We start from the raw sequence: 24,174 nt of genomic DNA, 5'->3' as shown, positions 1-24,174 counted from the left end.
ATACCTGTAATTAAACCACGAGGTTAACCAATTTGTTTGGAACCACAATTTCTTTTTTGGTTGGTCCTGTTAAGAACTGTTGCACTTCTGGTAATGCTTTAGCTTGAGCTAATAATTCATCTTTAGAAATATCAACAGAAACTTCAAGTTTACCGCGAAGTTTACCATTTACTTGTACAACAATCGTTTGGGTATTACGTGTTAACGCAGAAGCATCAACTTCAGGGAAGATTGCTGCTGTTAAGTCCGTACCAAACTGAGCCAATAAAGTTTGGCTTAAATGCGGTGCAAATGGCGCAAGTAAAGTTAACAATGTGGTGATTGCTTCACGTTCTACAGCAATGTCATTGTCATCTTTAGCTTCAAACTTGTTGCTTGCGTTTAACAATTCCATCAATGCAGCAATTGCAGTGTTGAATGCATGACGGCGTTCAATATCATCACTTACTTTTTGAATCGTTTCGTGAGTCTTACGACGTAAATCTTGAGCATCTTTAGACAAGTTCGCTGTATCGATTGCAGTTGCAGCGTTTCCTTTTTCAAGGAAGCTTGCTACAAGACGCCATACACGTTTCAAGAAACGGTTAGCACCTTCAACACCTGCGTCAGACCATTCTAAAGATTGATCTGGTGGAGCAGCAAACATCATAAATACACGTGCTGTATCTGCGCCGTATTGATCAATAATCGCTTGTGGATCAATACCGTTATTTTTCGACTTAGACATTTTTTCTTGTCCGCCGATAATCACTTCTTGACCGTCACCTGAATATTTTGCAGAAATGATGCGACCTTTCTCATCACGTTCTAATTCGATGTCAGCAGGGTTGAACCAAGTTTTCTTACCATTTTCTGCTTCACGATAGAATGTATCTGCAAGCACCATGCCTTGAGTTAACAAGTTAATAAATGGTTCATTACCTTGTACAACGCCTTCATCACGCATTAATTTGTGGAAGAAACGTGCATAAAGTAAGTGAAGAATCGCATGTTCAACACCACCAATATATTGGTTTACAGGAAGCCAGTTTTGAGCTGCTTCAGGTTTAACCATACCGCCAGTGAAGTCTGGAGACGCATAGCGTGCGTAGTACCAAGATGACTCTACGAATGTATCCAATGTATCTGTTTCACGGCGTGCATCGCCACCACAGCAAGGACATTTCGTTTCATAGAATTCAGGCATTTTATTAAGCGGGTTACCTGAACCATCTGGAACAACGTCAGTTGGTAATACAACTGGAAGTTGGTCTTCTGGAACTGTGACTTGACCACAAGTATCACAGTTAATCATTGGAATTGGACAACCCCAGTAACGTTGACGAGAAACACCCCAGTCACGTAAACGGAATTGAACTTTAGAGTTTGCTAAACCTTGTGGTTCTAATTTCGCAAGGAATGCGTCAAACGCAGCTTGGAATTCTAAACCGTCAAACTCGCCAGAGTTAACAAGTTTACCTTCTTTAGAACCGTACCATTCTTGCCACTCAGTTGCAGAGTAGTCTGCATCGTCAGCGCCTTTGGCATCAATCACTTGCTTAATTGGCAAGTTGAATTTGTTAGCAAATTCAAAGTCACGTTCGTCATGTGCTGGTACAGCCATCACTGCGCCAGAACCGTAAGACATTAATACGTAGTTTGCGATCCAGACAGGAAGGTCTTCACCAGTTACAGGGTGTTTTACAAACAAGCCTGTTGCCATGCCTTTTTTCTCGGCTGTTGCCAAGTCAGCTTCTGCAACTGAACCCATGCGGCATTCTTCAATAAATGCAGCCAATTCAGGGTTATTTTCAGCAGCTTTAAGCGCAAGAGGGTGTTCTGCTGCAACAGCAACATATGTCACGCCCATAAGCGTGTCAGCACGTGTTGTATAAACAGTTAAGCCGTCAGCATAAATTTCGGTATTGGCAGATGGGAAAGTAATTTCCATACCAGTAGAGCGACCAATCCAGTTACGTTGCATGGTCAACACTTGTTGAGGCCAGCCGTCTTGTAATGTGTCAAGGTCGTCTAATAATTCTTGTGCATAGTCCGTAATACGGAAGTAGTACATTGGAATATCGCGTTTTTCAACCAATGCGCCAGAACGCCAGCCGCGGCCATTTTCAACTTGTTCGTTTGCCAAAACTGTTTGGTCAACTGGATCCCAGTTCACTGTTGAAAGTTTACGGTAGATCAAACCTTTTTTATAAAGTTGAACGAACAACCATTGTTCCCAGTGATAGTACTCTGGTGTACAAGTTGCAAATTCACGGTCCCAATCTACAGATAGACCTAATTTTTTTAATTGGTCACGCATGTAAGCGATGTTTTCAAATGTCCATTTTGCCGGAGCAACTTTATGGGCAATTGCAGCGTTTTCCGCAGGTAAACCAAACGCATCCCAACCCATAGGTTGTAATACGGTTTCGCCTTTTAAACGGTAGAAACGGCTAATTACGTCGCCAATTGTATAGTTACGCACATGACCCATGTGCAGTTTGCCACTTGGGTAAGGGAACATTGACAGGATGTAACGATGTTTACCTTCGACAGTGTCGGCAACTTTAAAGACTTTACGATTTTCCCAATCTTGTTGGACGGATGGTTCAATCGTGTTTGCTTGATATTCTGGGTCAATGTGAGAAATAGTCATAGACGTAAGCTATACAACGAAAATTGAAATGAAAGATTGCTGCACAGCATAGCGCAAAATACAGGAAAATGTCAGTTTTTAGATCACGATTTTATCTTTTAATATGAGCTATAAAAATTTCCCAACTCATTCTTCTTTATTTTAAATCCAAGAAGAGTGGTGAAAGTATTCACCACCCTCATTTTACTTATCGTGGTGCTGAAGCGGATGGGGCAGGTGGCGCAGATGGAACTGCTGCTGCGGGTGCAGTTTTTTCCTGCACGGCATTAGGTGCTGCTGGTACGGCCTTATCTGTTTTATCTTGAGCCGGTTGTTCAGGGCTTGGTGTCGAATTTTTTACAGATGGCTGAGTGCCATAAGTCGAAACTTTGTTCAAATGCTTCGCGCCTTTAGGCGGTGGTGTGGTGGTGTAATGTGTCGAGCCACTTTGGTCTACCCATTTATAATATTGCTCTGCCTGACTTTGAGTTGAGCAAACTAAAATCGCTGTTGTTACTGCTGTATACAGGCTTGTTTTTAAATAAGATAAATTCATATTAGATGTTCCCCAAAAAATACTGACTATATTTAAATAAAGTTCAAAAATAAGCAATTTAGAATGCAGGGTTTTATATAAAAAAGAGTGATTTTTTAATAAAAATGGAGGGGGAATGAACAAATATTCGGCTCAATATTAGCTCAAAAAAACAGCAGCTAAAAATTTTTATGGAAAAACCATTTCTTTATTCTTGACTTTGTATATAGAAACAACAAAAATGCTTTCTCTAGTTTTATATGTATTTACTCGATCACCCTTCGAATAAATATCATGTTTTGTAATAGACATTCTCTCTAGCCGAGAGATTGATTTTACTAAAGTATGTATATCCAGACATGCTTTATTAATGTTAAAACAGCTTATACGGCTGAAAACAGAAATTTTTCTATTGCGACGAAAACTAGACAATATGTGTGCTATAACAGTGCAGACAATTCAATGAATGAAACACTATTTGTGCCTTCCATAAATAGTGATAAAAATTTTAGGGTGAATCACGTTGGAACTTTTATCTGGTGGTGAAATGCTCGTTCGTGCTCTTGCGGACGAAGGCGTTGAACATGTTTTTGGTTATCCAGGCGGCGCTGTATTACATATTTATGATGCGCTATTTCAACAAGACAAAATCAATCATTACCTCGTGCGCCATGAGCAAGCTGCTGGTCATATGGCAGATGCATACTCGCGTGCTACAGGTAAGACTGGCGTAGTACTGGTCACTTCTGGCCCAGGCGCAACCAATACAGTAACTCCAATTGCAACAGCTTATATGGACTCAATCCCAATGGTGATTTTGTCTGGCCAGGTTGCATCACATCTTATTGGTGAAGACGCTTTCCAGGAAACTGACATGGTGGGTATTTCACGTCCTATCGTGAAACACAGCTTTCAGGTCCGTCACGCGAGTGAAATCCCTGCAATTATTAAAAAAGCATTCTATATCGCTTCAAGTGGGCGCCCTGGTCCGGTTGTAGTCGATATTCCTAAAGATGCGACGAATCCTGCAGAAAAGTTTGCATACGAATATCCTGAAAAAGTGAAGATGCGTTCATATCAACCGCCTTCACGTGGCCACTCTGGTCAAATTCGTAAAGCAATTGATGAATTACTTACTGCAAAACGTCCTGTTATTTATACAGGTGGTGGTGTCGTTCAAGGAAATGCTTCTGCTTTATTAACTGAACTTGCACATCGTCTTGGTTATCCGGTAACTAACACACTTATGGGGTTAGGCGGATTCCCGGGTGATGACCCTCAGTTTATTGGCATGCTGGGTATGCATGGTACATATGAAGCCAACATGGCAATGCACAATGCAGACGTAATTTTGGCAATTGGTGCGCGTTTTGATGACCGCGTAACAAATAACCCTGCCAAGTTCTGCCCGAACTCAAAAGTGATTCATGTCGATATCGATCCTGCGACCATTTCAAAAACGATTATGGCGCATATTCCTATCGTTGGTGCAGTAGAGCCTGTTCTTCAAGAAATGTTGGCACAGTTAAAACAGTTAAATGTGTCTAAACCAAATCCTGAAGCAATTGAGGCTTGGTGGTCTCAAATTAATGAATGGCGCAAAGTTCATGGTTTGAAATATGAAAACCTATCTGATGGCACCATGAAGCCACAGCAGGTTGTTGAAGCTTTATATAAAGTGACGAATGGTGATGCCATCATTACTTCTGACGTTGGTCAACATCAGATGTTTGGTGCACTTTATTATAAGTACAAACGTCCTCGCCAATGGATCAACTCTGGTGGTCTTGGCACCATGGGTGTTGGTTTACCTTATGCAATGGCTGCGAAGCTGGCTTTCCCAGATCAGCAAGTTGTTTGTATTACGGGTGAAGCTTCAATTCAGATGTGTATTCAGGAACTTTCAACCTGTAAACAATATGGCTTGAACGTAAAAATCTTGTGCTTGAACAACCGTGCATTAGGTATGGTTAAGCAATGGCAAGATATGAACTATGAAGGTCGTCATTCAAGCTCTTATGTTGAATCATTACCTGACTTTGCCAAGTTAATGGAAGCTTATGGTCATGTCGGCATTCAAATTGATCATGCCGATGAACTTGAGTCGAAGCTTGCAGAAGCAATGGCAATTAATGATAAATGCGTATTTATCAACGTTATGGTTGACCGCACAGAACACGTTTATCCAATGTTGATTGCGGGTCAGTCTATGAAGGACATGTGGTTAGGTAAAGGGGAGCGTACATAATGAGACACATTATTTCTGTACTCGTTGAAAACGAAGCTGGTGCGCTTTCTCGCCTTGTTGGTTTATTTAGCCAACGTGGATATAACATTGAAACACTTAATGTTGCACCAACCGAAGATCCGACATTATCACGTTTGACTTTAACGACTTATGGCGATGACCATAAAATCGAACAAATTACGAAACAGCTCAACAAACTTGTTGAGGTGGTAAAAGTAGTTGATTTATCAGAAGGTGCACACATCGAACGTGAACTCATGCTAATTAAAGTAAAAGCATTGGGAGCTTCACGTGCCGAAATTAAGCGCACTGCGGATATTTTCCGTGCGCAAATCGTAGATGTGACACCAACGACCTATACCATTCAAATAGCAGGGACAACTGAAAAATTAGATGGTTTTATCGATGCACTTGCAGAAAACACCATTTTAGAAGTCGTTCGTTCAGGGGTATCTGGTATCGCCCGTGGCGAAAAAGTTTTAGCCATTTAATTTTTTAAAAAGTATTTTAGCGGAGAACACAAATGCAAATTTTTTACGATAAAGACTGTGACTTATCAATCATCCAAGGCAAGAAAGTAGCGATTATTGGTTACGGTTCTCAAGGTCATGCACATGCACTTAACCTTAAAGACTCAGGCGTAGACGTAACTGTAGGTTTACGTGCAGATTCAGCTTCTTGGAAGAAAGCTGAAAATGCTGGTCTTAAAGTTGCTGAAGTTCCAGCAGCAGTTAAGCAAGCTGACCTCGTAATGATTTTGACTCCAGATGAATTCCAATCACAACTTTACCGTGACGTGATTGAGCCAAACATCAAAGAAGGCGCGACTTTAGCATTTGCTCATGGTTTCTCTGTTCTATATAACCAAGTTGTTCCACGTAAAGACTTAGACGTAATCATGGTTGCGCCTAAAGCTCCTGGTCACACAGTACGTTCAGAATTCCAACGTGGTTCAGGTGTTCCTGACCTAATTGCAATTCACCAAGATGCTTCTGGTAATGCACGTAACGTTGCGCTTTCTTACGCTTCTGGCGTAGGTGGTGGCCGTACAGGTATTATCGAAACTTCATTCCGTGAAGAAACTGAAACTGACTTATTCGGTGAGCAAGCAGTTCTTTGTGGTGGTGCAGTTGAACTTGTTAAAATGGGCTACGAAACTTTGGTTGAAGCTGGTTATGCACCAGAAATGGCTTATTTCGAATGCTTACACGAACTTAAGTTAATCGTTGACTTGATGTTCGAAGGCGGTATCGCTGACATGAACTACTCAGTTTCTAACAACGCTGAGTACGGTGAATACGTAACTGGTCCTGAAGTAATTAACGAACAATCTCGTGAAGCAATGCGTAATGCATTAAAACGTATTCAATCTGGTGAATACGCGAAGATGTTCATTCAAGAAGGTGCGTTGAACTACCCATCTATGACAGCTCGTCGCCGTCAAAATGCTGCACACGGTATTGAGGTAACTGGTAACAAGTTACGTGCGATGATGCCTTGGATTCAAGCAAACAAAATCGTAGACAAAGAGAAAAACTAATACTCTTTTCTATTGTTTTAAAAAAACCCTGCTAAATGCAGGGTTTTTTATTTTAATTGTTCTAAATTGAGCTTAAAAAAACATCATTAAGGTCAATTGACCTAGACTTAAGAAATTCTATATTTTTCATATAATTGGATGCTTAATTTTTGGTTACTTTATTGATTTCTAAAGTAAAAAATGCTTGACCAAATGTTAGATAATGTTATTGTTTATAACTGACTAAAAAAGTCGAATTTACTAATTTTCTTTAACGTGTTTAATTGTATTTTGTGCAATGAATTGAACAAAATAAAAAAAAGTATTGAATAATCATGGAAGTCCAGTATGGGTCATGTTGATTACGATAGCACATTGATCGTCGGCTCTTTTATTGCGGCTGGCGTTATCTGCTATATTGTGATTTCCATGGAGCAGTTAATATTTAAGCAAGCTTATAAAAAAGTTGAACCGCTTATTTTATTACTGAATGGTTTATTGCTCGCAGCAGCCATTAGTATTGTCCATATCGTAGGCATGCAGGCTTACCATTTATTTGAAACAGCCTATTCTAATATTTCTTTAGTAGTACTTTCTTTTGGAATTAGTGCTGTACTTTCATGTATCTCAATTTGGCTCACTACTCGCTTTACACTACCATTATTTAGGTTGATTTTAAGTTCAGTCATTATGGGAATTGGTATTTCCGCTTCGTATTATGTAAGTATGTTGGGCTGGAATATTGATATTTATAAGAAAGATTACACGTCATTTCTCATTTTATTTTCTGTCTTAATTGCCATGAGTGGGTCGGGTTTAGCTTTCTTGCTAGCCTATAAATTAAAAGAGAGCGAACGTAATCGGGTGAGTTTAAAACTCGCTTTTGCGGTCATGATGACTTTAAGCATTATGGGTATGCACTATACGGCACTCATTGCGACCAACATTACCGATAAATTTGTGAGCCAATATCAGGCTGAACATGACTTGCTGCTGTTTACCATTATTTTGGTCACTTGTTTGGTGCTGGTCGCGAGTTTTATTGTTGCAGTGCTGGAGCAGCGACTGAACCAACGAAATTTAGAACTACGTAAAGTCAATAAAGAACTCGCCAATCTCTCTATTCAAGATAACTTAACTAAGCTACCAAACAGACTTTATTTAGTTGATTACGCAGAAGTTCTTCTTTCAGACCATCGTTATAAAGACCAAAAAATTGCTTTTCTCTATATCGATTTAGATCGGTTTAAATCGGTAAATGATGCGTTTGGACACCACATTGGTGATCAGCTTCTTATTCAAATGGCCAATCGCTTACATTGGCAACTCAATGAAAAATGTAAGTTGCTTCGAATTGGTGGGGATGAGTTTTTATTAATAGCTGAAAATACTGATATCGATGGGGCGGTGCATTTAGCAGAAAAAGTATTGCAGCTTATTCAAGAAAGTTACCAAATTTCTGGTAAAGAAATTAATATTTCGGCAAGCCTTGGTATCGCACTGTTTCCGGAACATGGGCAAAATGTTCAAGACCTGCTGATGAATGCCGACGCTGCCATGCTGATGTCAAAAGAGCAGGGCCGCAATACTTATACCGTCTTTAGTTATTCTACCCATCAACAAGAAACAAGAAGTCAGTCAAAACTGATCAATGATTTATATAAAGCAGTCGATGAAAAACAATTTGTTCTCTATTACCAACCGAAGTTTAATACCAACCTTGAAATTTGCGGGGTAGAGGCACTCATTCGCTGGAACCACCCAACTTTGGGTATGCTCACGCCACATATGTTTATTGGCGGTGCAGAAAAGACGGGTTTAATTATTCCAATGGGATATTGGGCCCTTGAGCAAGCCTGTCAGCAAATTCAGGAATGGGAACGCAGCAACACTCAGTTTTATCCAATCGCAGTTAATTTATCGGCCTTACAGTTTGAAAATAAAAAGCTCTTTAGTACCCTCGAAGGCTTATTGAAAAAATACCAAATTCAGCCGCATCACCTTATTGTTGAAATTACCGAATCGACAGCTATGCGGCATATCGACTTAAGTATTCGTGCTTGTGAACGACTGCGTGATATGGGTATTCGTGTGGCAATTGATGACTTTGGAACAGGCCACTCAAGCTTCTTATATTTAAAAGATTTACCAGTAGATGAGCTTAAAATTGACCGTGGTTTTATTGTCGATTTAAAACCGGGCTCAAAAGAAGAAGTCATTTTAGAAAGTATTATTCACTTGGCGAAAAAGTTAGGCTTAACCGTAACAGCCGAAGGGGTGGAGACTCAGCAGCAAGTCGAGATTTTAACGCGTTTGGGTTGTCAGCAGTTCCAAGGTTACTTGTTGGGTATGCCTGTAAATGTAGGGCAACTGATTCAATCACAAGGCGCTCATTTTGTTTAATCTAAACCTTGGGTTAAATTAAAAAATACTTGTTTATATAATATATAAAATAATAATTTAGTTAATCTAATGAAAAACAATAAGAAATTTAAAACCTTGGCATAAATTCCACATTGACACTTTAAAACTCTCAGATTAAGCTTTGCATGCTGGCCACATTGCCAGCCGGCTTTGACAGGCTGAATGAAAGATCGCATCAGAGTTATTCCATCTGAGGAATAGTTTTGTGCGTAAGCTCCTCGTCTCCTCCCGTAGCGGTAGGACGGGAGAGGGACACCTTCGGGTGTGCTGGTTATATCTTTCACCAGTCTGTCAACCCTCTTTCGTTCTGCCACCATAATTCTAAATTAATGCTTTGGCAGAACTCCCAATATAAGGAGTTGGCTATGCATACTTTTTTTATACCACCAGATTAGTCTTTAACAAGGTTTGATTACTTTTGAGTTTTCAGACTTTAGTTCGTCACGACTAAAAAATCATATGAACAATAAAACTTGAGATGCGTTAGGGCCATCTTTGGGGCCTTTGCATGCTTTTTTTGCCTAAAGCAAAAGTTGCAGCCGTTTTCTCTCATTTAGACACAACAAGAAATTATTTTATAACGGTACATATATGCCATATTCAGATCTCTCATTTCGCGCGTTAAGTGCGCTGCATAAGTGTCGCTATCTTTTTAGTCAACATGGTTTTCACAACGTCGGCGTCGACCGCCTTGTGAGAGAGGCAGAGGTCCCGAAAGCCTCATTTTATAACTATTTCCACTCTAAACAGCGGCTGGTTGAAATGTGCCTAAACTTTCAAAAAGATGCCTTAAAAGAGCAAGTACACTCAATCATTTACATACAAAAAGATTTAGCCTTACGTGAAAAGCTCAAGAAGATTTTCTTTTTACATGCCAATTTAAATGGCAACTATTACTTATTATTTAGAGCTATTTTTGAAATTGAAAAAATCTACCCGACAGCTTATCAAGTGGTGGTGCAGTATAGACATTGGCTCATTAACGAAATCTGTAATTTGCTTTTAACCTTAAAGAAAGAAGCCACCCAACAAGATGCTTATATGTTTTTATTTGTCATGGATGGGGCGATTATGCAATTACTCGATGCAAACAGGGGAGATACGCGAGATATGTTACTGGTGTATATTTTAAAGAGTATATTTATGAGTGATTAATTAATTTAAATAAATATTTTCTTTAAGATTATAGTTTTATTAATCAATATTTTTTAAAGATTGAACTTATTTAAAAAAAGCCGTTATGTGCTTAAACATATCGGCTTAATTTATAATATTAACAAGAAGCAATAAGCCTAATTGAATAAGAGAGTTTTAAAAAAACCTATCAATTGTTAAAAAAGATTTGTTAATGCAGTTTACAAAAAATAACTTAAAACTATTTAAGCGGCTGCATAACTTTGTCTTGTTTCAAGCTCAATCAGCTTATTTATATAAGACCATGTTTCTTCAGCGTTAATTTCAGGTTTATTAATAGTGCCATCAATAATAAGCCCATCTATAATGTTAAGAAAAAGACTACTTAAGACTTTAGGGTCTTCAATTTCTAAATCTAAAAATATAGACATCACTAAATTGAAAATCCAGTGTCTATATTCATTTACTTGAGTTTTTATAGATGGATACATCTGTAAAACTTCTATAGTCGCTTTCTTAAATAAGCAACCATTAAAATCTTCAGTGTTAATCCAGTCCATATACCAGTTAAAAACATTCTTAAGTTTGTTTAACGGGTCATGAGCACTATTAACCTTTTCTAATAGGGAAGCTTGAACCTCTACAATTCTTCGTTGAAGACACTCTTCAATTAAAACTTCCTTAGAAGAGAAGTACTTATAGAAAGTCATTTTTGCAACATTGGACTCAGCAATAATTTTATCTACCCCAATAGAGGTATAACTTTTCTGATTAAAAAGGGTCATTGCTGTTGTTATAATCGTTTCTCTTTTTGACATTGGTTGCCCCGTCATAGATATTTTTTGATTAACTTTGCTATTGTAAAGTATGAAAGCTTAAATAAAACTTATTTTATGATATTTAAAAAACCATATTTATTCAATAGTTTGGTATATTTTAAAAAATAACAATATATGTATTTTATTGGCAATAGTTTACTTTTTTAAATAATATTAATTAATCCATTGATTTGTTGAGATAATGAACATAATATCGATTCGTTAAGTATGGGTATACGGAATTTATCCTTTTAGCGACTGAGTGCGAAATGGAAATAGAGGGATGGCCCTTAGCTTAACTATAAGAAAAACTTTTTATAGAGAATGATTATGTCAAAAAAATTTGAAGACTTTGATAATCCAAGACAAAAAGCATTACAAGGTATGAAAAACAGTATTTCTGCCCAACAGTGGGAAGAAAACTTACAGTTTCTCAAACATTTAAGGAATAGAATTGCACATTTGCCAGTAAGTCATCATCCGGCCATTGAAATATTAAATAACGGTTATCTTGATAAACAAACCTTGACACGTATTCATTTAGAATATCGTCATGCCATCGTACAAATTTTTACTGATGCTTTGTTAAAAGCACAGTTTCTTACAAAGCAACTGGAACCAAAGCTTCACTCGGGCGCTAAAATGTTTCCACGGGTGTTATTAAGCTTAAATATATTGGATGAATTCGGTTTTAGACCGGGTTTAGGTAAAGATAATTATTATTTAGGGAACCCTGAATATGCACATTATCCATTATATGAAGACTTATTAAATGACTATGGTTTGACTGAGGCTGACCGCCGTAATTATAAACCTTCAAAAATTGCAGATCAGGTGAGAACATTTTTAGAAGATTCTTATGATAGCTATATCAATGTCGTGGCTTTATTGGCTGTAGCAGAAGAAGAAGTTATTCTTTTTAGCCCACCATTACGACAAGCAACCAAGTTTGTAAATATTGATGTTGAGGGTGGTGGTTATTACCACGTACATGGCGTTTCAACAGATGAAACGGCAGAAGCTGCCGATGATGACCATCAAGACGACTTGTGGTTTGCATTAGCACAAGCCATTACCAAAGATGATTATGAAAGCTTGACCAAAGTCTGTCTTGAGTATTGTGCATTGTGGACTGAGTTTTGGGACGCGCAAATTGCCGATATTCAATTTATTGAAGAAAAGAAACTGGCATAAGCGTCTAAGTTTATTCATAAAAAGCCTGTTTATATTGAACAGGCTTTTTTAATGGTGAAAGCCATGAGTTCTTTAGGGTTTCACCAAAAATATTCCAAATATGAAAACACGGGTAGACAATTCAACAATCTCTAAACAGTACCTATAAATCTGCTACAATTACGCCAATTTTTATTTTGATCGACTTTAGATCTTTGGCACTGCAATCTCCGCAGTAGGTGTATTTCATGAGTTTTAAAGATGAGTTAGCGGCACAGGTCGCTCAACGACGCACATTTGCTATTATTTCCCACCCCGATGCCGGTAAAACCACCATGACAGAAAAACTGTTGTTATGGGGTAAAGCGATTCAGGTTGCAGGGATGGTAAAAAGCCGTAAATCTGACCGTGCAGCTACATCTGACTGGATGGAAATGGAAAAAGAACGTGGTATCTCGATTACCACGTCTGTTATGCAGTTCCCATATAAAGGTCACACGATTAACTTACTCGATACACCGGGGCATGAAGACTTCTCGGAAGATACTTATCGTACGCTTACCGCGGTTGACTCTGCACTTATGGTGATTGACGGTGCAAAAGGTGTCGAAGAACGTACCATCAAATTGATGGAAGTGTGTCGTATGCGTGACACACCAATTATTTCTTTCGTCAACAAAATGGACCGCGAAATTCGTGAACCACTTGAGTTGTTAGACGAAATTGAAAACGTTTTAAACATCCGTTGTGTACCAATTACATGGCCACTTGGTATGGGTCGTGACTTTGCTGGTGTATACAATATTCTTGAAAATAAATTGTATGTATACAAAGCAGGTTTTGGTTCAACCATTACCGATATTGAAGTGCGTGATGGTTATGATCATGCCGACATTCGTGACAAAGTAGGCGAGTTGGCTTGGGCTTCTTTTGAAGAGTCGCTAGAGCTAGTACAAATGGCAAATGAGCCATTAGACCGCGAGCTTTTCTTACAAGGTAAACAAACGCCTGTTCTATTTGGTACAGCATTAGGTAACTTTGGTGTCGACCACGTTCTAGATGCATTTATGAACTGGGCACCTGAACCTAAAGCTCACCCAACGCAAGAGCGTGTGGTTGAAGCGAAAGAAGAAGGTTTCTCTGGTTTTGTATTTAAAATTCAAGCCAACATGGACCCTAAACACCGTGACCGTATTGCCTTCATGCGTATTTGTTCAGGTAAATACGAGAAAGGCTTGAAAATGAATCACGTGCGTATTGGTAAAGAAGTCCGCATTAGTGATGCGTTGACTTTCTTGGCTGGTGAGCGTGAGCACTTAGAAGAAGCATGGCCAGGCGATATTATTGGTTTGCACAACCACGGTACAATCCAGATTGGTGATACTTTCACTAGCGGTGAAAACCTGCACTTCACTGGTATTCCACACTTCGCGCCAGAAATGTTCCGCCGTGTACGTTTGAAAGATCCATTAAAGTCAAAACAGTTGCAAAAGGGTTTGAAAGAGTTGTCTGAAGAAGGTGCAACTCAGGTGTTTATGCCACAAATTAGCAATGATTTGATCGTGGGTGCAGTTGGTGTGCTTCAGTTTGACGTTGTTGCTTACCGTTTGAAAGAAGAATATAAAGTTGACTGTGTTTACGAGCCAGTAAGTGTAAATACCGTGCGTTGGATTCATTGTGATGACGATAAGATTCTTAATGAGTTCAAGAAAAAAGCACATGACCAACTTTCAATTGATGGTGGCGGTCACTTAACGTATCTTGCTCCAAGCCGAGTAAACTTGCAGATTATGCAAGAGCGCTGGCCTGATATTCAGTTCCGTAACACACGTGAACACTAAGCATGTAAATGTGACAAACAGCTTCGAATAGAAGCTGTTTTGTTTTGAAAAATAAGAAAGGATGATGAAATGAACTTGAGTAAAAAGGCCATTATTGCGCTTGTAGTTGCAGTCATAGCACTAATTTCTGCTATTTCTGCATTTGTTTGGAAAAGCACTCATTCCTCATCATCTTCTCAAAAAAATCCAGTTTCTGCTCAACAGCATCCTACTGAGAAAGCAGAGGTTTTACCTTATTTAAACTTGACCGAAACCAAGGCAAATTATGCAGTTCCTTTTTGTGAAAAGAAAAACTGTATTGATGTCGATATTCAAACCATAAAAACCCAAGACACTTGGCTAAATAGCTGGATTGAAAAAAGTCAGGCGAAAGTTATACAGACTCAAATTGATTTGAAAAAAGATTTGAGCTTGCAACAAGCAGTAGATGCTTATGTTAAAAAGTCGGACGAATGGCAAGAGAAATATTCTAAAAACCGTGCTTACGAATTACACATTCATACGCGTATTGCTTCGCAGCGCAACCAATATGTTTTATTGCAGTTAGGGTTAGACAGCAAACAAGAAGAAGTCACTATAAAAGATCGTTATTATTTTTTCGTGGCTGATCGTAAATTGCATAAAAGCTTAACTTTGCTTGATGTACTTCAAAAAGACCAACAAACCACTGTGCATCAAATCGTGCAAACGGCTTATCAGGATTGGCTGAAAAAACAAAATGCTGACGTTAAAAAAGACGCACCAAAAACTTTGTATTGGGGACAAGCAGACTGGTTCTTTGATGGTGAGGGTGTAGGTCTGCACTATCAGGCAAATCAGATTACGAAAGATGCCCCTCAGCTCGATATTTATTTAACGACAGAACAAACCAAAAAAATATTACAACCTGAGGTTTATGAACAAATGTTTTAAGTTGGTAGCAGAATTTGCAACCTACTTATAGATGCGCTAACTTCATATCAGTTATGCATAATCTTCTCAGAATAAAGGCAAAATATGATGTTAACTTCTAAGGCCTCGCTACGTTTAACGCTACTTGCTTCTGCACTATTTTTAGTGGCATGTCAGCCTAAAAGTGATCCTAAAGAGTCGAAAGATCAGCAAAAACCAGCAGTGGTTGAGCAAAAGCCTGTGGAGCTGACTTTAAAAGGGGAAACAGTGCAAAGTAAGGTGGTTTTACCTGACTGTAGTGGTAAAACTTGCCCTGAATTTACTGTAGAGCGCTTGCAAAGTAACTATCCATTTATTGATAAGATTATTGACCAACAAGTTTTAAAAGCACTCGGCCAGATTCTTGAGATTGCAGAGCCAGATGCAAAAGCAGCAAAAGCGGATAAAAAGACAGAGGCTTCCGCAGTTGCCGCTACAGATCAACCAGATAGCTTCGATGCTCAGGTTCAGCGCTATGCCAACTCATTTATTGGTTTAGATAAGGAGCTAAAAGAGTTAAGTAGTAATCATCAGATTAATCTTTTAGTGAAGCCTAAAATTATACAGTCGCAAGGTAAAGTCGTAACTGTTGTGGTTAACAGTAGTAGCTATTTGGGCGGGGCACATGGTTCGGCTGCACAGCACTACTACAATTTTGATTTAAAAGAGGAAAAGCAAGTTCAACTTGAAAACTTGCTGCGTCCAGGGAAAAAAGCGGCTTTAGAAAAGTTAGCACATGAGGCGTTTAAAGCGTGGGTGACTGACTCAAAACTTGCTAATAGTGTGAGTGAATATGAGCAAGCTTGGCCATTTAAACTCACCGAAAACTTCTTGTTAGGTGATCAGGGCTTGATTCTTCAATATGGCGAATATGAAATTGGACCTTATGTTGTTGGGTTGCCTCGTTTAGTCATTCCGTATGACCAATTACAAGATGTGTTGAAAGAAGAATATTTACCACAGCCTAAAGCTAAACCTGCTTCGACACCAGCTGCAAAAAGTGCTAGCTAATGCATTTGTTTGATACCCATACCCATTTTGATGTTGCCGATTTTGATGAAGATCGGCAACAGTTAGCACTCGAGGCTAAAAAAGTGGGTGTAGATGCTTTGGTGTTAATTGGCTTTTTACAGTCACGTTTTGATGAGTTGGTCCACACCCATCATCAGCTCAAGCAGTGGGATAATGTACCCACTTCTTATTTAGCGCCGGGATTGCATCCGTTTTATATTGAGCAACACAGGCCACAGCATCTTTCTCATCTTGAACAAATTTTACAGCAAGAAGACTGCGTGGCAGTGGGGGAAATTGGCTTAGATACTTTTCTGAAAGAGCATAAGCAGCCTGATGTATATGCCAAGCAAAAACAATATTTTGCTGACCAGTTAGAACTAGCAACCCAATACCAAAAACCGGTGTTACTTCATATTCGTAAAGCGCATGGCGATGTGCTTGCTTTGTTAAAAGTGCATAAGTTTAAATTGGGCGGCATTGCTCATGCTTTTAGTGGTGGGGTAGAAGAGGCGAAAGGGTTAATTAAACTCGGTTTTAAAATTGGTGTGACGGGGCAAATTACCAACCCAAATGCGAAAAAGCTTCATACCGTTGTGCAGGCGATAGGCGCTGAGCATTTAGTGATTGAAACAGACTGCCCAGATATGACACCGCTTTGCTGTCAAACCTCTACTGAACAGCGCACCAGAAATACGCCTGTAAACTTACCTTTTGTATTAAAAAGTTTGGCCGAAAATTTAAATATGCCAGAGTCAGATTTAGCCGAAAAACTTTGGAAAAACTCTCTATCTGCTTTGAAATTATCGTAATAAAAATCAAAGATTAGAAATAGTAACTAAAACAAAACACAGTGATGAAAAAAGAAGCTTAAAGTAAGAAAACAACATGTAAAAACGTGAAAAATAACATTGCCAGACATGGGAGGATAACCCAATGGCTAAGTATAGCAATATCAATAGTTTTAATGCTCTACAGACGCTAACAGTAGGTTCCAGCAATTATCAGATTTTTAGCTTAACCCAAGCCGAGAAAAAGCTAGGTGACATTGCCAAACTGCCGAAATCATTAAAAGTACTGTTGGAAAACTTATTACGGTTTGAAGATCAGCATAGCGTTAAAACAGAACACATTCATGCTTTAGCAGAGTGGTTAAAAACCCGTAGTTCAGATCAAGAAATTCAGTACCGACCTGCACGGGTTTTAATGCAGGATTTTACTGGTGTTCCGGCTGTGGTTGACTTGGCTGCCATGCGTGCAGCAATGGCACAAGCGGGTGGTGACCCTGAAAAAATTAATCCGTTATCGCCTGTAGACTTGATCATTGACCACTCTGTGATGGTTGACCATTTTGCCGATGATCAGGCTTTTGAAGAAAACGTTCAAATTGAAATGCAACGTAATGGTGAGCGATATCAATTTTTGCGTTGGGGACAATCTGCATTTAATAACTTTAGTGTTGTGCCTCCCGGTACAGGTATTTGCCATCAGGTCAATTTAGAATATTTGGCTCAAGCAGTATGGCTCGGTGAAGATAATGGCCAAACTTTTGCTTTCCCCGACACCTTAGTCGGTACAGACTCCCATACCACCATGATTAATGGTTTAGGTGTATTGGGGTGGGGCGTTGGTGGTATTGAAGCAGAAGCTGCCATGCTCGGCCAACCTATTTCTATGCTTATTCCTGAGGTGATTGGATTTAAACTCACAGGTAAATTACAAGAAGGGATTACAGCGACCGACTTAGTGCTCACTATTACTCAAATGCTTCGCCAAAAAGGTGTGGTGGGTAAATTTGTAGAATTTTATGGAGACGGTTTAGCCGACTTACCACTTGCTGACCGCGCAACTATTGCCAATATGGCACCTGAATATGGTGCGACTTGTGGTTTCTTCCCAATCGATGAAGTGACTTTGGGATATTTGAAATTAACTGGTCGTCAAAGTGATCGTATTGAATTGGTTGAAGCGTACAGCAAAGCGCAAGGCTTATGGCGTAATGCTGGTGATGAACCAGTTTTCACCGATACGTTAAGTTTAGATATGAGTACGGTTCAGGCAAGTCTAGCTGGTCCAAAACGCCCACAAGACCGTGTACTGTTGTCAGAAGTACCTAAAACGTTTAATGCCTTAATGGAGTTAAATCTAAAGCCTTTAAAAGAAGCTAAAGAGCGTTTGGAAAATGAAGGTGGTGGCGGTACGGCTGTACAAGCGACCAAATCCAATATTCAGCATGAAAACCCATCCTGTGTAATTGACGGAGAAAAGTATCCTTTAAATCATGGCGATGTCGTCATTTCAGCAATTACTTCATGTACCAATACTTCTAATCCAAGTGTGATGTTAGCAGCAGGTTTACTCGCTAAAAAAGCCATTGAAAAAGGCTTGCAGCGTAAACCATGGGTAAAAAGTTCACTTGCACCCGGCTCTAAAGTCGTGACGGACTATTTGTTGGCTGCTGGGCTTACGCCATATTTAGATGAGTTGGGCTATAACTTGGTTGGTTATGGTTGTACAACCTGTATTGGTAACTCAGGTCCACTACCCGAACCAGTTGAAGACGCAATTCAATGCCATGATTTGAATGTTGCATCAGTACTTTCGGGTAACCGTAACTTTGAAGGGCGTGTACACCCATTAGTTAAAACAAACTGGCTTGCTTCGCCACCTTTGGTAGTTGCTTACGGTTTAGTTGGGAATATTCGTACCGACTTAACGACGCAACCCATCGGGGAAGGTAAAGATGGACAACCTGTTTACTTAAAAGATATCTGGCCAAGTCAGGCAGAAATTGATGAAGTGCTGCAAAAAGTAAATACTGATATGTTCCACAAAGAATATGCTGCGGTGTTTGATGGTGATGAAAGCTGGCAAGCGATTCAGATTCCAAAAAGTAAAACTTACGAATGGGCTGATGACTCGACTTATATCCGTCATCCGCCGTTCTTTGAAGGCATTGGTGAGCCACCAAAACCAATTAAAAATATTGAACAGGCGCGTATTTTGGCAGTGCTTGGTGACTCGGTAACAACCGACCATATTTCACCAGCGGGTAATATCAAAAAAGACAGTCCAGCTGGCCGCTATTTACAAGAGCAAGGTGTTGAGCCAAAAGACTTCAACTCTTATGGTTCACGACGTGGTAATCATGAAGTGATGATGCGAGGCACCTTTGCCAACATTCGTATTAAAAACGAAATGCTCGGCGGCGAAGAAGGTGGTAATACCATACATGTGCCAAGTGGTGAGAAGCTTGCTATTTATGATGCCGCAATGCGTTACCAACAAGAGCATACACCGCTCATTATTATCGCTGGTAAAGAATACGGAACAGGTTCTTCACGTGACTGGGCTGCCAAAGGTACGAACTTATTAGGTGTCAAAGCTGTCATTGCTGAAAGTTTTGAGCGTATTCACCGTTCAAACTTGGTGGGTATGGGCGTGTTGCCACTCCAGTTTGTTGATGGACAAACTAGGCAGTCGCTCAACTTAACCGGTCATGAGGTTATCTCGATTCGTGGTTTATCGGATGGTATTCAGCCTCATGAAATTCTTGAAGTTGATGTGAAAGGGCCAAATGGGGTAGCCAGCCACTTTAATGTGTTATGCCGAATTGATACGTTAAATGAGGTTGAGTACTTTAAGGCTGGTGGTATTTTGCATTATGTACTGCGGAATTTGATTGCTGGTTAATTTGGCTAAGTTTGCATAGCCTTGTAATGAGGGTGCTTTGGCTAATGTTGACTATATAGGCGTATCCTTACTTTTTAAGGATAAAAAGTAACAAAAATCCTTTGTCGGGCTGACGGTATATCCTTATACCGCAGCCCAACTGGGCGGCATCCATGCCGCCTGTCACGTTAGTAAATAATGACTTAAATCTTAAATAATATAATTTGATTTATAATGATAAGACTTGTCGTGAACTCAAATATCGCTATCTCAAGTTTTCTTTGATCTGAAATACACTTTCTTCTGAAAAGCAGTAAAATACTCCCCGTGTTTTATATCCCCTCAAAGAGTAGCAATGACCGATCTCCAACAAGATGAATATGACCGCCGTTTTGCAGGTGTAGCCAAAATTTATGGTGATTCATCGTTCCAGCACTATGAAAAAAGTCATGTGATGGTGATTGGTATTGGTGGTGTCGGCAGTTGGGCGGTAGAAGCTTTAGCACGTACAGGTATTGGCGAGATCACACTAGTCGATATGGATGTAGTTGCAGCATCAAATGTGAACCGTCAGCTACCTGCGATGACATCAACTCTGGGCTGTGAAAAAGTTGAGATTATGGCGGAACGTTGTCGCCAAATTAACCCACGTATTAAAGTCAATATTATTGATGACTTTTTAACACCAGAAAATGTTGCAGAACTTTTGAACCCTGTACCGGATATTGTTTTGGACTGCATTGATGACGTTAAGGCAAAACTGGCTTTAATGCTCCATTGTCGTTTTAATAAAATTCCTTTGATTGTGTCGGGCGGAGCAGGTGGTAAGTTCGATCCACTTAAAATCCGTGTGGCTGATTTATCAAAAACAGAACAAGACCCAATGTTAGCGAAGCTACGTAGTCAGCTTCGTGCTCGTGGCATCTGTAAAAAGCCAAAAGAGAAATTTGGCATTACCTGTATTTACTCAACCGATAATCCATTTTCAAGTGCAGATGTCTGCCCATCAGCTGGTTTGCGCTGTGGTGGTTATGGTTCAGCGGTAGTGGTGACTTCAAGCTTTGCTATGATTGCTGTGGCTGAAGTTTTGAAAAAGCTCGATTTAAAGAAAGCCTAATTTAAATATTGAAAAGGCATGCGCTTATGTGAGTACATGCCTTTTATTTTTGAGAGAAACGATTTAATCATACAGCTCTATGTGGTCTTGCTGGGGCTGTGTGGGGAGCTGCTGATCATAAAATTTAAAGCACCATAAAATTAGAATAACGATGGTGCATATTGCGAAACCTTTTAAATACTTCATGAAGAGTTCAATCAAGGGAATGGTCTTAATAAAATTCTAGTCAAGGTTATTCATCTAATCTAATATAGAAAATAGACCAAATTATCTAATTTTGAGATGATAATGCTCACATTAAAACAATTCCAATATTTCATAAAAATTGTTGAAGAAGGGGGTTTTACTGCTGCCTCAGAAAAGCTATTTATTGCTCAGTCTGCTTTAAGTCGACAAATGAAACTATTAGAAGAAGAAATTGATTTTCCGTTGTTTGACCGTACTGACAAAAGAGCAAAACTCACGGCAGCGGGAGAGGTTTTCTATAAGAAAATAAAAGATAATCTGCTTTACTTAGATGAAATTATTGACCTGTCTAAAAGTGTGTCGGATGGGAAAAACCGTCAGATTAAAATTGCTCATTCAAGCAGCATTGTTATGGACCATAAAAAGGTTCAAATATTAAAAGAAGTTAGCTTAACCCAGCAGCTGAGTTTTGAGCTGAATACTTTGTCATCAGAACAACAGATCTTAGCTTTAATGAATGGTGAAATTGATATTGGTTTTATTCGGCCACCCGTTCGGCACACACTGGATGAGATGAGTGTTGTTAAGCTATATGAAGAGCCATTAATGGTGGCTGTGCATCTTACTCATACCAAATTTGCTAAAGCGGAAAAGGTTTATTTAAAAGACTTAAAAGATGAGTATTTTGTATCTACACCTCATGCTGAAAGAGGGGGTTTAAGTTATTTGGTCGCAAATCTGTGTTTAGCAGCAGGATTTACCCCACAAAAAGCCCCCATTCAGTCGCGGAAGGTTTCGCAGTTACAATTGGTTGCTGCAAATTTGGGAATCAGTATTGTTCCGCAAGAGTTTCAGCAAATTTTGCCTAATCAGGTAAAGCTTTTACCTTTGGCAGATCTTTTGTCACTTTCAGAAGTTTTGTTGGTCTATAGAAAAGATCATGATGAAATGATTCAATGCTGTGCCGAGCAAATTCATCAAATGTTTTTATCTTAAAAAGCAGTAAATTAACCTAATCTGTAGTAAGTGTAGGTGACGTTGTCGTCTTTGTAGACGTCATAACTGCTTTGTTTGAAGTCTGATACCCATTCACTGCCTGTGTAACCAGCAATATGTCCATAAACGTGATTGCGGGTTCTGTGAATGATGTAAATATCGCCTTCTTGTGGCTCATCAAAAGCTGGGTTAATTTCTTTATAGCCAATCTTTTTCAGGGTATCGCCCCAATCAGATGCTGCAATAGGATGGTTTTCAACATCAGCACCAGCAGATTCAAGTGCGAGGCGAATGCTACGAGCACAGCGGGCTTTACTGCGTCTAGAGGTAACACTTTCTAATTTGGCTACGAATTTTTCTACATCTATGGCTGGAGGGGTGTTGCTTTCAGTGCGGTGATTGTTGGGTTTCATGGTGAAGGGATAAGGAAGGCTTGGTGTGCTGTGTGATACAACAATCGCTGCCTGATTTGAATCCTGATACATATAGTTATCAGCTACTTGTCCGTCATAAATAATCATCGTGAAATCTCTACCCGTACTACCTATATCCGTATTTAGAAAATCACCACCTACCTGTGGCGTTCAGAGATACTAATTGCCCAAACTTAAAAGTTTTGTTTATGTTATGTAATAACGTATCTTTTTTCCAGTTTTTATTTCTGACTGAGAAAAAATAGCCTAGTTGAAATAGCGACTAAAAGCAGTGAAATTTAATTGTTTGATATTATTCATTATAAATAATTAATCAGAGCTTAAATTTGAATATTTTGAGCCGACATTTGCGAATATACTCAAAATCTAAGTCTCTGATTTAAAATGCCACATTTTCTTACAATTTAAGAAGGCTAAGCAGGCTTAAACCTGATGCTCTTTTACATATTCTTCAGTACGAATAATGGCAGCTTGCATGTTTCGAATTGCATTCTCGACATCAGCTAAAGTTTTCGCATTTCCACCGCTCAATGCCTGACGCCATTTACGGGCACCCGGTAAATTTTGGAATAAACCTAAAATATGACGGGTAATGATAGAGAGTGGCGCACCTTCAGCCATGCGTTGTTCGATATAAGGCAGCATTTGTTCCATAATATCGAAACGGTCTGGTGCTTCTAGGTTCCAAAGTTGGCCAAGCTCAGCAAGTAGGTAAGGGTTGTGATAGGCTTCACGGCCAATCATCACGCCGTCAACGTGTTGTAAATGAGCTTGAGTTTCGGCAAAAGTTTTAATTCCACCATTAATTTCAATGGTCAGGTGTGGGCGTTCTTGCTTTAAACGGTAAACATCTTCATAACGTAGTGGTGGTACTTCACGGTTTTCTTTCGGAGACAAACCTTTCAATATCGCAATACGAGCATGCACAACAAAATGAGTACAACCTGTTGCCGCAACGGTGTCTACAAAGTGCAGCATTTCTTCGTAAGACTGCATGTCATCAATACCGATACGGTGCTTTACCGTTACCGGAATATTCACCGCTTTTTGCATGCTATAAATACATTCAGCGACCAAGTCTGGTTCTGCCATTAAACATGCACCGATTTTATTATTCTGTACACGGTCACTTGGACAGCCTACATTAAGGTTAACTTCATCGTAACCCCAGTCTTCAGCCATTTTTGTGCAAGTAGCAAGCTCTTGTGGGTTTGAACCACCGAGTTGTAATACGATCGGATGTTCTTGAGCATTGTAGTCTAAATGGCGTTTTGCATCGCCAAATAGAATCGCGCCCGTAGTCACCATTTCTGTATAAAGCACAACGTTTGGGTTAAACAACCGTGCAAAGAATCGGTAGTCCTTTGTAGTCCAGTCCATCATAGGTGCGACAGAAATACGAGGTTGTAACGATTGAAGTGATTGCATAACCAATAGACCCAAAAGTCGCTAAATTAAAGAAAGGGCAGCATTATACGGGGTTTAGCTCTGAATCGACAGAGACATTTAATCGCGTAATTTA

Annotated in this window: 19 protein-coding genes; 13 read left to right on the top strand and 6 right to left on the bottom strand. The window is 39.4% G+C overall.

What is annotated here, in order from left to right:
- Positions 1 to 10 precede the first annotated feature (10 nt).
- Entirely contained in the window at positions 11 to 2,635 is a 2,625-nt protein-coding gene (leuS, locus tag AC1PJ9_RS06455) for a leucine--tRNA ligase (protein ID WP_311087114.1), read from the bottom strand.
- Positions 2,636 to 2,822: 187 nt separating this feature from the next.
- Positions 2,823 to 3,170: a DUF4124 domain-containing protein gene (locus AC1PJ9_RS06450; protein WP_311087113.1), complete on the bottom strand. Its 348-nt coding sequence runs from the start codon at positions 3,168 to 3,170 to the stop codon at positions 2,823 to 2,825.
- A gap of 502 nt (positions 3,171 to 3,672) precedes the next feature.
- On the opposite strand from AC1PJ9_RS06450, the gene AC1PJ9_RS06445 reads away from it, so the two are divergent.
- From AC1PJ9_RS06445 to AC1PJ9_RS06425, 5 genes are all read left to right on the top strand, one after another.
- Positions 3,673 to 5,397 carry an acetolactate synthase 3 large subunit gene (locus AC1PJ9_RS06445; RefSeq protein WP_263612922.1) on the top strand — a complete coding sequence of 575 codons (1,725 nt, stop codon included), beginning with the start codon at positions 3,673 to 3,675 and terminating at the stop codon, positions 5,395 to 5,397.
- Positions 5,397 to 5,888 (top strand): acetolactate synthase small subunit, encoded by a 492-nt coding sequence (ilvN, locus tag AC1PJ9_RS06440; protein ID WP_170247650.1) that lies wholly within the window; start codon positions 5,397 to 5,399, stop codon positions 5,886 to 5,888. Before AC1PJ9_RS06445 ends, ilvN begins: the two co-directional genes overlap by 1 nt.
- Positions 5,889 to 5,920: 32 nt before the next feature.
- Entirely contained in the window at positions 5,921 to 6,937 is a 1,017-nt protein-coding gene (ilvC, locus tag AC1PJ9_RS06435; protein WP_263612923.1) for a ketol-acid reductoisomerase, read from the top strand.
- A 327-nt stretch (positions 6,938 to 7,264) separates the two neighbouring features.
- Positions 7,265 to 9,319 carry a bifunctional diguanylate cyclase/phosphodiesterase gene (locus AC1PJ9_RS06430; RefSeq protein ID WP_311087112.1) on the top strand — a complete coding sequence of 685 codons (2,055 nt, stop codon included), beginning with the start codon at positions 7,265 to 7,267 and terminating at the stop codon, positions 9,317 to 9,319.
- Positions 9,320 to 9,931: 612 nt separating this feature from the next.
- Entirely contained in the window at positions 9,932 to 10,495 is a 564-nt protein-coding gene (locus AC1PJ9_RS06425) for a TetR/AcrR family transcriptional regulator (protein ID WP_311087111.1), read from the top strand.
- A 224-nt stretch (positions 10,496 to 10,719) separates the two neighbouring features.
- Here AC1PJ9_RS06425 and AC1PJ9_RS06420 read toward each other — a convergent pair whose 3' ends face one another.
- Entirely contained in the window at positions 10,720 to 11,292 is a 573-nt protein-coding gene (locus AC1PJ9_RS06420) for a TetR/AcrR family transcriptional regulator (RefSeq protein ID WP_311087110.1), read from the bottom strand.
- Positions 11,293 to 11,622: 330 nt separating this feature from the next.
- On the opposite strand from AC1PJ9_RS06420, the gene AC1PJ9_RS06415 reads away from it, so the two are divergent.
- The 7 genes from AC1PJ9_RS06415 (at position 11,623) to AC1PJ9_RS06385 (ending at position 21,036) form a co-directional block, all read left to right on the top strand.
- Positions 11,623 to 12,486 carry a heme oxygenase-like domain-containing protein gene (locus AC1PJ9_RS06415; protein ID WP_311087109.1) on the top strand — a complete coding sequence of 288 codons (864 nt, stop codon included), beginning with the start codon at positions 11,623 to 11,625 and terminating at the stop codon, positions 12,484 to 12,486.
- A gap of 227 nt (positions 12,487 to 12,713) precedes the next feature.
- Positions 12,714 to 14,306: a peptide chain release factor 3 gene (locus tag AC1PJ9_RS06410; RefSeq protein ID WP_263612928.1), complete on the top strand. Its 1,593-nt coding sequence runs from the start codon at positions 12,714 to 12,716 to the stop codon at positions 14,304 to 14,306.
- A gap of 69 nt (positions 14,307 to 14,375) precedes the next feature.
- Positions 14,376 to 15,218 carry a hypothetical protein gene (locus AC1PJ9_RS06405; RefSeq protein WP_311087108.1) on the top strand — a complete coding sequence of 281 codons (843 nt, stop codon included), beginning with the start codon at positions 14,376 to 14,378 and terminating at the stop codon, positions 15,216 to 15,218.
- 87 nt (positions 15,219 to 15,305) lie between these two features.
- Positions 15,306 to 16,247: an RsiV family protein gene (locus AC1PJ9_RS06400; RefSeq protein ID WP_311087106.1), complete on the top strand. Its 942-nt coding sequence runs from the start codon at positions 15,306 to 15,308 to the stop codon at positions 16,245 to 16,247.
- Positions 16,247 to 17,059 (top strand): TatD family hydrolase, encoded by an 813-nt coding sequence (locus tag AC1PJ9_RS06395; RefSeq protein WP_311087105.1) that lies wholly within the window; start codon positions 16,247 to 16,249, stop codon positions 17,057 to 17,059. Before AC1PJ9_RS06400 ends, AC1PJ9_RS06395 begins: the two co-directional genes overlap by 1 nt.
- A gap of 124 nt (positions 17,060 to 17,183) precedes the next feature.
- The gene (gene acnA, locus AC1PJ9_RS06390; protein WP_311087104.1) at positions 17,184 to 19,940 is read left to right on the top strand and encodes an aconitate hydratase AcnA; all 2,757 of its coding nucleotides are present in this window, start codon (positions 17,184 to 17,186) and stop codon (positions 19,938 to 19,940) included.
- Between the two features lie 334 nt (positions 19,941 to 20,274).
- Positions 20,275 to 21,036: a tRNA threonylcarbamoyladenosine dehydratase gene (locus tag AC1PJ9_RS06385; protein WP_311087103.1), complete on the top strand. Its 762-nt coding sequence runs from the start codon at positions 20,275 to 20,277 to the stop codon at positions 21,034 to 21,036.
- 63 nt (positions 21,037 to 21,099) lie between these two features.
- On the opposite strand, the gene AC1PJ9_RS06380 is transcribed toward AC1PJ9_RS06385, so the two are convergent.
- Entirely contained in the window at positions 21,100 to 21,222 is a 123-nt protein-coding gene (locus tag AC1PJ9_RS06380; protein WP_009503237.1) for a hypothetical protein, read from the bottom strand.
- A gap of 102 nt (positions 21,223 to 21,324) precedes the next feature.
- Between AC1PJ9_RS06380 and AC1PJ9_RS06375 the strand changes: the two genes are divergently transcribed.
- Positions 21,325 to 22,218, top strand: coding sequence for a LysR family transcriptional regulator (locus tag AC1PJ9_RS06375; protein WP_311087102.1), 894 nt, complete (start codon positions 21,325 to 21,327; stop codon positions 22,216 to 22,218).
- 11 nt (positions 22,219 to 22,229) lie between these two features.
- Here the strand turns inward: AC1PJ9_RS06375 and AC1PJ9_RS06370 are convergent, their stop codons facing one another.
- Positions 22,230 to 22,739, bottom strand: coding sequence for a hypothetical protein (locus AC1PJ9_RS06370; protein WP_002050979.1), 510 nt, complete (start codon positions 22,737 to 22,739; stop codon positions 22,230 to 22,232).
- A gap of 336 nt (positions 22,740 to 23,075) precedes the next feature.
- A complete protein-coding gene (gene dusA / locus AC1PJ9_RS06365) occupies positions 23,076 to 24,080 on the bottom strand; it encodes a tRNA dihydrouridine(20/20a) synthase DusA (protein WP_311087101.1) in 1,005 nt (334 codons plus the stop codon).
- Positions 24,081 to 24,174: the final 94 nt, after the last annotated feature.

The sequence above is a fragment of the Acinetobacter sp. 70_2 genome (assembly GCF_056736115.1).
Note: the sequence above shows the minus strand (reverse complement) of the source record. Positions and strands in the feature narration are given on the sequence as shown.

Coding starts and splice junctions, on each gene's coding strand:
- ilvC (WP_263612923.1), top strand. CDS start 5,921: ATGCAAATTTTTTACGATAAAGACTGTGACTTATCAATCATCCAAGGC.
- AC1PJ9_RS06400 (WP_311087106.1), top strand. CDS start 15,306: ATGTTAACTTCTAAGGCCTCGCTACGTTTAACGCTACTTGCTTCTGCA.
- AC1PJ9_RS06450 (WP_311087113.1), bottom strand. CDS start 3,170: ATGAATTTATCTTATTTAAAAACAAGCCTGTATACAGCAGTAACAACA.
- AC1PJ9_RS06410 (WP_263612928.1), top strand. CDS start 12,714: ATGAGTTTTAAAGATGAGTTAGCGGCACAGGTCGCTCAACGACGCACA.
- AC1PJ9_RS06425 (WP_311087111.1), top strand. CDS start 9,932: ATGCCATATTCAGATCTCTCATTTCGCGCGTTAAGTGCGCTGCATAAG.
- acnA (WP_311087104.1), top strand. CDS start 17,184: ATGGCTAAGTATAGCAATATCAATAGTTTTAATGCTCTACAGACGCTA.
- AC1PJ9_RS06415 (WP_311087109.1), top strand. CDS start 11,623: ATGTCAAAAAAATTTGAAGACTTTGATAATCCAAGACAAAAAGCATTA.
- AC1PJ9_RS06375 (WP_311087102.1), top strand. CDS start 21,325: ATGCTCACATTAAAACAATTCCAATATTTCATAAAAATTGTTGAAGAA.
- dusA (WP_311087101.1), bottom strand. CDS start 24,080: ATGCAATCACTTCAATCGTTACAACCTCGTATTTCTGTCGCACCTATG.
- AC1PJ9_RS06385 (WP_311087103.1), top strand. CDS start 20,275: ATGACCGATCTCCAACAAGATGAATATGACCGCCGTTTTGCAGGTGTA.
- AC1PJ9_RS06405 (WP_311087108.1), top strand. CDS start 14,376: ATGAACTTGAGTAAAAAGGCCATTATTGCGCTTGTAGTTGCAGTCATA.
- AC1PJ9_RS06370 (WP_002050979.1), bottom strand. CDS start 22,739: ATGATTATTTATGACGGACAAGTAGCTGATAACTATATGTATCAGGAT.
- AC1PJ9_RS06395 (WP_311087105.1), top strand. CDS start 16,247: ATGCATTTGTTTGATACCCATACCCATTTTGATGTTGCCGATTTTGAT.
- ilvN (WP_170247650.1), top strand. CDS start 5,397: ATGAGACACATTATTTCTGTACTCGTTGAAAACGAAGCTGGTGCGCTT.
- AC1PJ9_RS06380 (WP_009503237.1), bottom strand. CDS start 21,222: ATGAAGTATTTAAAAGGTTTCGCAATATGCACCATCGTTATTCTAATT.
- leuS (WP_311087114.1), bottom strand. CDS start 2,635: ATGACTATTTCTCACATTGACCCAGAATATCAAGCAAACACGATTGAA.
- AC1PJ9_RS06430 (WP_311087112.1), top strand. CDS start 7,265: ATGGGTCATGTTGATTACGATAGCACATTGATCGTCGGCTCTTTTATT.
- AC1PJ9_RS06420 (WP_311087110.1), bottom strand. CDS start 11,292: ATGTCAAAAAGAGAAACGATTATAACAACAGCAATGACCCTTTTTAAT.